Source organism: Nostoc sp. (genome assembly GCF_036919555.1).
GTDB lineage: Bacteria > Cyanobacteriota > Cyanobacteriia > Cyanobacteriales > Nostocaceae > Nostoc.
Map to the genome: position 1 here is coordinate 41,519 of NZ_JBALCS010000071.1, position 9,011 is coordinate 50,529.

General features: G+C 42.3%; 7 protein-coding genes. 4 read left to right on the plus strand and 3 right to left on the minus strand.

Annotation, left to right across the window (positions count from 1 at the left end; translation table 11 throughout):
• Positions 1 to 7: 7 nt before the first annotated feature.
• Together V7K36_RS19460 and V7K36_RS19465 are read right to left on the minus strand one after the other, a co-directional pair.
• Positions 8 to 232, minus strand: a complete 225-nt coding sequence (locus V7K36_RS19460) for a YgiT-type zinc finger protein (protein ID WP_335118365.1) — start codon at positions 230 to 232, stop codon at positions 8 to 10.
• On the minus strand, positions 222 to 899 hold the full coding sequence (locus V7K36_RS19465) for a DUF4258 domain-containing protein (RefSeq protein WP_335118367.1): 678 nt from the start codon (positions 897 to 899) through the stop codon (positions 222 to 224). Before V7K36_RS19465 ends, V7K36_RS19460 begins: the two co-directional genes overlap by 11 nt.
• A gap of 330 nt (positions 900 to 1,229) precedes the next feature.
• Here V7K36_RS19465 and V7K36_RS19470 point away from each other — a divergent pair, with 330 nt between their 5' ends.
• From V7K36_RS19470 to V7K36_RS19480, 3 genes are all read left to right on the plus strand, one after another.
• Positions 1,230 to 1,454: an indolepyruvate ferredoxin oxidoreductase subunit alpha gene (locus tag V7K36_RS19470; protein ID WP_335118369.1), complete on the plus strand. Its 225-nt coding sequence runs from the start codon at positions 1,230 to 1,232 to the stop codon at positions 1,452 to 1,454.
• Positions 1,455 to 2,288: 834 nt separating this feature from the next.
• A complete protein-coding gene (ltrA, locus tag V7K36_RS19475) occupies positions 2,289 to 3,986 on the plus strand; it encodes a group II intron reverse transcriptase/maturase (protein ID WP_442948484.1) in 1,698 nt (565 codons plus the stop codon).
• Positions 3,987 to 4,385: 399 nt separating this feature from the next.
• Positions 4,386 to 5,114 (plus strand): ABC transporter ATP-binding protein, encoded by a 729-nt coding sequence (locus tag V7K36_RS19480; RefSeq protein ID WP_335118373.1) that lies wholly within the window; start codon positions 4,386 to 4,388, stop codon positions 5,112 to 5,114.
• A gap of 956 nt (positions 5,115 to 6,070) precedes the next feature.
• Here the strand turns inward: V7K36_RS19480 and V7K36_RS19485 are convergent.
• Complete coding sequence (locus V7K36_RS19485; protein WP_335118375.1) at positions 6,071 to 7,393, minus strand: hypothetical protein; 1,323 nt, start codon at positions 7,391 to 7,393, stop codon at positions 6,071 to 6,073.
• A gap of 335 nt (positions 7,394 to 7,728) precedes the next feature.
• Between V7K36_RS19485 and V7K36_RS19490 the strand changes: the two genes are divergently transcribed.
• Positions 7,729 to 8,454: a carbonic anhydrase gene (locus V7K36_RS19490; protein ID WP_335118377.1), complete on the plus strand. Its 726-nt coding sequence runs from the start codon at positions 7,729 to 7,731 to the stop codon at positions 8,452 to 8,454.
• Positions 8,455 to 9,011: the final 557 nt, after the last annotated feature.

A 9,011-nucleotide genomic window follows, 5' to 3' on the forward strand; every position in this document is an offset into this window, starting at 1 on the left:
ATTTATCCTAAGCAGCAAAGTCATACACTGGCGTTTCAACAATGCAGACAGGCTCTTGTTGGTTGTAAATAATCTGCTGCAACCGTTCTACCGTAGACGGTGAGAAAAATTCTTCTCCTGTCTCTGGATTTACCCGTGCAGGTACATTTTCAATTAAGTAAAATTTACCATTCATCTGTAGTGTGTAGGTGACTGTTTTCTCTATTAGTGTCTCATTGGAGTTACTGCTCATCGTTGCTTCTCCTTCGGGTAAAGTCTTTGTTCCATAGGTTGGAGTTAGGCTCGTAAAGGGTAATAATTTTGATTAAGGAGCGAGAGGGATAGCTACATTGAACGTGAAGAGGTCGGTTTGCTTGCGTCAAGCCACTAATCAAGCAGCTAGATCCATATTTATCATCTGGATAGTCTTCGATAACTTGACCACTAGCAATTGCCTCCTTAATTTCTTGTAGGTGAATACCACGCAGAATAGATTGGTCAAGAGCGTGTTTGGAGAATTCAAATTGATCATCAGCTATTTTGCGACGAATTTCTGCAAGCATTGTGAGCAACAGAATAATATCGGCTGTGTTTAAATTGTCATTAATCTGGTGATCCCACTCTTCAACTGATGATATCTTGCGATCGTCCCAGCGTTCTATTGCTGTTTTAACTTCAACACTCCAGCAGTATTTGGAAGCGATAAAGTCTGAACTAATGAGCAAGAGAATGATGTCAGCTGTCTTCAAATTTTCCTTAATCTCGTCATCCCACTCTTCGCCAGCTGATATATTGCGATCGTGCCAAATTGAAATCACACCAGGGTGGGTGAAACCACTCAGGTGATTAGCTAGTTCATCCCGTAGAGATTCGTCTTTGTGAGAGTAGGAACAGAATACCTTGAGCGATACTTCTGCCATTTGGTATTTTAGGAGTAGGATTAAGTTACGCTTTAAGCAAATTATAGTATTTTTGCCTGAATTTCCATAAAACCTAACGGCAATAGCTAAGACAGCTTACTTACGCCAAAAATTTTGATTTTGTTACTACTAAGGGTAAATTTGAAAATTCCGAGTTATGAGCTAGTAATGAATAGAAATTACAGTCTCATCCAGACTCACCTTGACAGAGGTATCTCCAATCTCCAGCGATGCACTGAGCTTGTCGTTGGCGTAGCCTCTCGTAGAGAAGTGTCCCTATTCCCCTGCTAGGCTAGAAATAGCCGATACAGAAGAGAGGGAATTGAGAACATGCCGCACACAATTGTTACAGAAGTCTGTGAAGGCGTCGCTGACTGCGTAGGTGCCTGTCCAGTAGCTTGCATTCATGATGGCCCAGGCAAAAATGTCAAGGGAACCGATTGGTACTGGATTGACTTTGCCACTTGCATCGACTGTGGCATCTGTCTCCAAGTTTGCCCTGTAGAAGGGGCGATTCTTCCAGAAGAACGACCGGAGTTGCAAAAAACCCCGTAATAGTTCATAGTCAACAGTCAATAGTTATGCTTGACTTGACCGTGCCAATTTTAGATTTTAGATTTTAGATTTTTTTGGTTCATGCCCCGTCCCCTTGTGGTCGGGGTGTGCGATTCGTTCACTCGAAATGAATAGAAATATTCAGGGATGAGTGACATTTGAGAGATAACCCCAATGGGTTGAGTTCGCACTTTAATCTCTCTCAGATGATAACTGAATAACCATGAGGGTGACTCCAAAGGAAACTAAGGTGAAGTCCCTCTCCGTAGGTGCAACGGTAACAGCATCATCCCTACGGTAGCGACTAGCCATCAATCCGTAAAGCGGGATGAAAAGGAGGAACAACTGGCAGCCTAAGCTGGTTCCCCTTCGAGCATGAACCTATGAATAGCAAAAGTAAAGATGCGCCAAACCATCGTGACACGAAACCAGCGAAATAAGGCTTAATGCGTTGGAGCCAAAAAGGCAAGGGATAAAAGGGGCTGGCAATTCCCCCGTTTGACCAGTTGCACTCCCAATAAACCCGGTGGAGAGCATCATTCTAAGGGTTCTAACAATGGTTATTCGGAACGAAGTAACCTTTCGTTTGCTCTCAGCAAGGTCGATAACTGAGTAGGTGCTAACCGTATGCAACGACTAGGAGAGATTGAGTCAGAAGCCAATGCTTTGCTGTAATGGTAGGGATATGCTGACGGACTTACGGTGATTTGGAGTGTAAAGTTATGAGTAGCAATGCAAAAGTCTAATACACGAGTTATTGCTCCTAAACCTACAAAAAACGGATTTCTTCCCTTGAAGACTAACCCAATTAGAAAGGTTTTGAGTAATGAATCGATGGGGGAATGGAAACACATCAACTGGCGTAAGCTAGAACGACGTGTTTTTAAGTTGCAAAAACAAATTTACAAAGCATCTCGTCGTGGTGATGTCAAAGCATTTCGTAGACTCCAAAAGACGCTGATGAATTCTTGGGGTGCAAAGTGTCTATCGGTTCGACGGGTCACACAAGATAACCAGGGTAAAAAGACAGCAGGAGTGGACGGTGTTAAATCACTATCCCCAGAAGCACGTCTGGTACTGGTTGCCAAATTAAAACCTAACTCAAAGGTGAAACCGACACGACGGGTTTGGATTCCTAAACCAGGAACGGACGAGAAACGACCTTTGGGAATTCCCGTAATGATCGACCGAGCCATGCAAGCGTTGTTCAAACTGGCATTAGAGCCAGAATGGGAAGCGCTATTTGAACCTAACTCATACGGGTTCAGACCTGGGCGCTCATGTCATGATGCAAGAGAGGCAATATTTAATGCAATTTGCAAAAAAGCAAAATATGTGCTTGATGCCGACATTTCAAAATGCTTCGACCGCATCGACCATGAAGCACTGCTAAGAAAATTAAATACATCCCCCACCATCCGCCGACAAATTCGAGCATGGTTAAAAGCGGGGGTGATGGATGGAGGGCAGTTGTTTCCAACATCTGAGGGTACGCCGCAGGGCGGAGTCATTTCTCCGCTACTAGCTAACATTGCCCTACACGGGATGGAAGAACGGATAAATAAGGAATTTCCAGAAATGTCCCAAAACGGTAGGGAAACTTGGTATCACAAAAAAGGTACAAAGTTCAAAAGCCCTCAAGTTATCCGATACGCCGATGACTTTGTGATTCTCCATAAAGACATAACCGTTGTCCAAAGATGCAGGGAGATAATCTCTGAATGGTTACTAGACATGGGTTTGGAATTGAAGCCAGCCAAAACACGATTAACCCACACTCTAAATGAGTATGGGTCAGAAAAACCGGGTTTTAACTTCCTCGGTTTTAACATAAGGCAGTTCAAAGTGGGTAAATACCACTCAAAACAAGGCTTCAAAACAATCATCACCCCAAGCAAGGAAAAGCAAAAGATACATTACGACCGAATAGCAAGTATCATCGATGACCATAAAGCAGCGCCACAAATGGCGTTAATCAGCCGACTAAATCCGGTAATAACAGGGTGGTCTAATTACTATTCAACATCAGTAAGTAAGGTTATCTTTGCTGACCTAGATAATCTCATGTATCCAAAGCTAAAGGCTTGGGCGCAACATCGCCACCCTAAGAAACCTGGGGGATGGGTGTCAAAGAAATATTGGCAAACCATAGGTGGTGATAATTGGGTATTCGCAACCAGACAGGAAGGTAAAAACCCGATGCGGTTACGTTCACACACGGAAACAAAAATTATCCGTCATGTGAAAGTCAAAGGCGATGCCAGTCCCTACGATGGCAACCTAATTTACTGGAGTTCAAGAATGGGAGAACACCCAGAAACGACAACGAGAGTGGCAACACTCTTAAAGAAACAAAAAGGGAAGTGTACCCACTGCGGAATGTACTTTCGAGAGTCAGATGTACTGGAGATTGACCACATAACCCCCAAAATTTTGGGAGGCAAAGATGAATATAAAAATCTTCAGATATTACATCGACACTGCCACGATGAAAAGACAACTGAGGATGGTTCAGTTGTGAAGTACACATGACAATGTGCCGAGTCATTGAGGAGCCGTGTGAAGGGAAACTTTCAAGCACGGTTTTGAAGACCAGCAAGTTTCGTGAGGGACTCGCTGAGTTTACTCAATCAAAAAGACGCTCTCTACGAGACGCTATTGCTAGCTTGCTTCTTTGCAGGAGTACGCGGACTCGCTCTAAGCAAAGCCATGCCGTTCGCGCAGCGTCTCTGTTAGGAGAAGGCTTTACGCTGCGCTATCGAAAATTCAAAATTCCCAGAGCAAGCGAATTTATCCGTGGAATCAATCCAAAATCTAAAATCCAAAATTGTCTGACCAATGATTCCTTGATGGTACAGAGCAAACGGATTTATGCGTGGAATCAATCCAAAATCCAAAATCTAAAATCCAAAATTGTCTGACAAATGACCAATGACAAATGACTATTTACTAGACGTTCAAAATGTCCATGCTGGATACATCAAAGATGTAGATATCCTGCAAGGTGTGAATTTCCGGGTTGCACCAGGGGAATTGGTAACAGTGATTGGCCCCAACGGTGCTGGTAAATCTACCCTGGCAAAAGCAATTTTTGGGCTTTTGATCCCCCACACAGGGACAATTACCTTCAAAGGTGAAAATATCGTGGGGTTAAAGTCCAATCAAATCGTCCAACGAGGAATGTGCTACGTACCGCAAATCGCCAATGTGTTCCCCTCCCTCAGTGTTGAAGAGAACTTGGAGATGGGTGCTTTTGTGCTTAACGTTCCCCTGAAACCAATCAAAGATAAAATATTTACTATGTTCCCCAGACTGAGCGATCGCCGTCGTCAACGCGCTGGTACTCTCTCTGGAGGAGAACGCCAGATGCTAGCGATGGGCAAAACTTTGATGTTGGAACCTAGTTTGCTGATTTTGGATGAACCATCTGCTGCTTTATCTCCCATCTTGGTGACACAAGTGTTTGGGCAGATTAAACAAATTAATCAGGCGGGTACTGCGATCGTACTAGTAGAACAAAATGCCCGTAAAGCTTTAGAGATGGCTAATCGTGGATATGTATTAGAGTCGGGACGCGATGCGATCTCCGGTCTTGGTGAAGAATTGTTGAATGACCCGAAAGTGGGTGAGCTATATCTGGGAGCAGGTAAGAGACATTAACCCTTTTTAATCACTCTTGCCCCATTCAACATAACACCAGTTTAATATGGGAGCTTCACCAAGGGATAGCGATCGCTAAGTTGGGCTGCGCCGACGCTATCTATAACTAATACAAAAGCCATAACACTTCCTGCCACTGCCGCGACCGTCGTTTTCGATGCTCAAAGAATTCTCCCCAATAATCCTTGCGTTTCTAATCACATCTACAGCGAGTAGAAAGCTAAAACAGGACATTCATTCAGGAAAAAGTGACCAAAATGTAAATTATTCGGATCTGCCAAAACCCCCATTAACAATTGTTAATTCTTAATTACGAACAGGTTAAAGTCCCTAGTGATTAGCGTAGGCATAGCCCAACCTAGTCATCGCCTGTTTTTCTCTTGCACCCCCTGACTGCATTTTTCTTCTACTTTGTCAATGCGTAAGTTCTAACGAATAGCCCTTTCCAAATGAACGTTTGTACTATTAAATAAATGATGTTTTAACCCAATTTTGGTATGTTGGCGTATGCGTAGGCGTAGCCCGCCGTAGGCATCGCTTAATTTACAGTCCAAAAATTTGGAGTTTAATGCATAAATTCTTTGTTCAATTCCAGCCGATGCCTGAAATGCCGTAAAAAGTTTGATAGTACATCTGCTCACCTTGAAAGGGCTAGTTCTAACGAATTACGAATTAGTAATTATGTTGATTGCTTTTGGCAATTTGGCATCCAAAATTTTTCTGTTGCAGTTTTAATTGAGATATCGACAGGGTTACAGGGACATTGAGAAAGTTCTACAAGGGATCGATTCCCGTCTCAAAATCCCACCCAATGGCCAGTTGTTGACGCCCATGCTCTCCGAACCACCTTAACGTGGATGCAGCGCAAGCGTCACCGCTTCACCACAACTGGCTAGAAATCAAACAGAAAACACATAGTTAGCTAGGTGGATCATACCAAAGCGATCGCCACCATCTTATTTAACCTGTAGTTGCCTGAGTTTATTATTTGCCGATAGTAGTAACTCTTGAGCTTTCAGATAGGCTGTTGTGCCATTTTGCACCTTTTCTAATTGATTAATAATACTCTGCAATTGGCTTGACACACGATTGCGCTCCCCATCATCAGCATTAGCAGGAATTGAAGCCAGCAAGCTTTTTATTTCTCGTTGCGCCGCCTCCAAAGCCTCCCTAGCATCTGCCTCAGCTTGCCGCCTGACCTTAACTTGACCTAAATTAGCCTGATAAATTGCTAATAACTTCTGTGCTTCGGTATAACCAGCCACGTCTTTTGAAGGAATCTCTTTAAGCCGCTCAATTGCCTCTATCCACAAATTTTCTATCTGTTGCCATTCAGTTACGGCGTGCGGCGGATTTTGACCAGCTTTGGCAGCTTGCCAGGAAAATTGCCGTGCTGCGGTGATTAAGGCACTGATGCGATCGTTTTCAGCTACCAATCCAACAACTTCCTGAAACTCACGCTTATAATTATCTAGTTGATTTTGTACAGTTTTTCCTGCCAGAGTTTGACCAGGAATCTGCTCGAATTGATTAAGCGCCGTTTGCCAAGCAGCTGTTGCAGTCTGTTTATCAGTTACAGTTGCAGCCTGTTCATATTGCTGTTTTGCATTTAAGAAGGTCTGCATATTATGGGTAAGCAACGACTGAGCATTCTTTTCTTGAAAAACCTGAGCTTCTAGCTGCCCAACTTTACTCCGAAATGCATTAAAACCATAGATGCTAAAGCGCGAGTTATACCACCAATACCTATATTCTGACCAATCGTTGACAAAGGAAGTTGGTAACTTATCTAGATGTTTTTGTGTTTCTTGTAGCTTCTGTTCTCCCAAAGCCAAATCAGCAGGACTAGTAGCTTTTTCAATCAATTCTTCAGCTTGCTCGACTGATACCAACGCCTGCCGATAGTGATTATCCATGCTGATGTAGCTGGGTAGCAACAAAAAAGGCGCATGGAGCATCATCGGACGGCGAATCACCGGATAAGGCAGGTTCGCCACCCAAATTACACCAAAGGGAATGCCTATAAGTATTGCCATCCAAATAAGTCTACTACCTATACCCCGCTTGGCTTTGCTATGCAATTGCTGAGGGGATGTTTTGAGAACCCGCCCCTTTAACTCCATTTCATCCTCTAATTCAGCCAAGTTTTTGGGAGTTGATGGTGTTGCAGGTTGCTTCAGTACTACAGGTTGCAGGCTTGGAGCAGACGGATCTATCCCAGAGCTATTTGGAGCATTTTTACGTAGTAAATTCCAGTTTATTTTGGTCAAAAAAGTCATATCTATAGCCAGTACTGTGTTAAGTATTCCCAAAAAATACAGGAAATGCAAACAATAGATGGTTTTGGCTTTTGACACGAACTATACTCTTTCGTAACTAGAAGATGATGTATTGAAAAAACTGCCTTGTTTATGGATAATTCTGGCTTTAAATTTGACAGATGATATCGAATTTACTTGATGCAGATAATAGTCAATCTATACATTAAATAAGTTCTAAATTACCATGTAATATGAAGATTAAATGACTCTTAAATCGTGTAATCGGGTACTCTTGCATCTTGCTTAAGTCTGATATCTTCCTGAGAGCAGCTTTGTTGTTGTCAGGTAGATTGATGAGTCGAATTAATGGATCTGTAGTAGGGCGACGTGATTTCTTAAAGTTCGCAAGTATGGTAGGTATTGCGGCTACTGCTTTTGGTGATAACTTTTGGAATTCAGAGCAAACTGCTGTTGCTGATATTCACCTAGTTAACCCTAATCCAATCAGTCCGAATGAAGCCGTCAGACGCTTACTTGATGGTAATCAAAGATTTATCCATCAAAAACGCAAATATCCCGATCAATCATTAGAACATCTGCGATTAGTTGCTAAAGCTCAATATCCCTTTGCCGCCATATTGGGCTGTGCAGATTCTAGAGTACCTGCGGAAATTGTGTTCGATCAAGGACTTGGAGATTTATTTGTCGTGCGAGTTGCTGGTAATGTCGTTAGTGACACGGTTATAGGCAGTCTGGAATATTCTACAACAGTATTGGGTTCGCAGTTGATTGTGGTTTTGGGTCATAGAAGATGTGGTGCAGTAGCAGAAGCAATCAAAAACGAACTACTTCCTGGCAGAATTGGTTTGATTATTGAGGGCATCAAACCATCTCTAGAAAGGGTAAAGTTAAGAACAGGTGATAATATGCAGGATGTGGTTATAGCCAACATTCAATATCAGACTGAAAAATTACAGGAAAGCTCAACAATTTTAGCCAAATTGCTCCGTGAAGGTAAACTAAAAATTGTTGGTGCTTGTTACGATATTGACACTGGTAAAGTCAACATTATTACTTAAATATCTCATACCTTTTAGGGGTAGTATTCTTAGTTTAATGATGTTATCAAAAATGACTAATTATAAAATATTTTTTATTGATAATCTTGAAGATTAATCAAATTCATTGTTCAACTTAGAAAAATACCGCTCAGATCATTTCACAAAATACCTGTTACATATACATTGTTAGGGGTGTACATCTGTACGCACCCACATCTCATTTTTAACAAATAAACCTAGCAGGGGACATATAACAAGTCCACCTGCCAGGAAGGTATAGTATATTCTGGCCATGTTTGATTTGGTTAGCGCTTATTTCTAAAAATAATTGCGTATCCTCAGATACAATAACTAAATACTTTGGAAAACACAGTTAAGAAAAGTTACTAAATAGGTTAATTTACAATTAAATCTAACAATTTAGCGAATGAGGAGCAGGGGGGACAGGGGACAAGGGAGAATTATTGAACAAGTTTCTTGCTTGTCTAGGTAGGGTCGAGGTGTGCATTACTGCAACACCCCTCCCATCCGAAACCGTGCTTGCGACTTTCACCGCACACGGCTACTCAGTGTGT